Origin of the sequence: Xanthomonas sp. MUS 060 (assembly GCF_000963215.1) — a bacterium.
GTDB lineage: Bacteria > Pseudomonadota > Gammaproteobacteria > Xanthomonadales > Xanthomonadaceae > Xanthomonas_A.
Window position 1 is genome coordinate 1 of record NZ_JZIM01000091.1, and the last position, 1099, is coordinate 1099.

Here is a 1099-nt window from a genome sequence, read left to right on the forward strand (position 1 = left end):
TTGGGTTGCTGCCGAAGGTGTGACGTCGGAACATCTTGGCGCGGAAATCTTGCGCAGTTGGTTGTCGGATACCTTGCCGGATTACATGGTGCCTGCTGCTTATGTGCAGTTGGATCGTCTACCGTTGACTCCGAACGGCAAGCTGGATCGCAAGGCATTACCCGCACCGGATGGCTCAGCCTATGCGGCGCCTGCGTATGAAGCACCGCAGGGCGCGTATGTGCAGTTGGATCGTCTACCGTTGACTCCGAACGGCAAGCTGGATCGCAAGGCATTACCCGCACCGGATGGCTCAGCCTATGCGGCGCCTGCGTATGAAGCACCGCAGGGCGCGATCGAACAAGCCATTGCCGCGATCTGGCGTGAGCTGCTGGGTCTGTCTGGAGAGCATCGGGCGGCACGACAACTTCTTCGCGCTCGGTGGACATTCGTTGTTGGCGGTGCGAGTTGCTTCGCGCCTGCGTCAGGAATTGGGTGTTGAGATCGGCGTAGCGGAGCTGTTCGCGAATGCAACGCTGAAGGGCCTTGCCGCCTGCATTCGTTGTTGGCGGTGCGAGTTGCTTCGCGCCTGCGTCAGGAATTGGGTGTTGAGATCGGCGTAGCGGAGCTGTTCGCGAATGCAACGCTGAAGGGCCTTGCCGCCTGCGTGCGTGGCCTCTTCGTCCGGTGCGATCTTGCCGCCGATCCTGCCATTGCAGCCGGATGCGCCGCGCGTGCTGTCCTTTGCACAACAGCGGCTCTGGTTCCTATCGCAGTTCGAGGGTGTCAGTCATTGCCGCCGATCCTGCCATTGCAGCCGGATGCGCCGCGCGTGCTGTCCTTTGCACAACAGCGGCTCTGGTTCCTATCGCAGTTCGAGGGTGTCAGTCAGGCGGGCGTATCACATCAGCGGCGGCTTGCATTTGCGCGGTGTGTTGGATGCGCAGGCGCTGCGGCGTGCGTTGGATCGCATCGTGGCCCGGCATGCGTCGTTGCGCACGACCTTCGCGCTGGTGGATGGGCAGGCGTTGCAGCAAATCGCCGCTGAAGAAAGCGGCTTCCATCTGATCGCCCACGAGCTGTGTGGGGTACCTGATGGTGAGGAAGCGCTTGAGAAACT

At 61.6% G+C, this 1099-nt stretch carries 2 protein-coding genes and 1 pseudogene; all 3 read left to right on the forward strand.

Annotated elements, in window-relative coordinates; translation table 11 throughout:
• Positions 1–481: pseudogene (locus XANALMUS060_RS17125) on the forward strand (hypothetical protein); the annotation flags it as partial.
• A complete protein-coding gene (locus XANALMUS060_RS22890; protein ID WP_304413358.1) occupies positions 441–602 on the forward strand; it encodes a phosphopantetheine-binding protein in 162 nt (53 codons plus the stop codon). The pseudogene XANALMUS060_RS17125 and the gene XANALMUS060_RS22890, both read left to right, overlap by 41 nt.
• 48 nt (positions 603–650) lie before the next feature.
• The coding region (locus tag XANALMUS060_RS19350) for a hypothetical protein (RefSeq protein ID WP_152640616.1) at positions 651–1099 on the forward strand (449 nt) is incomplete at its 3' end.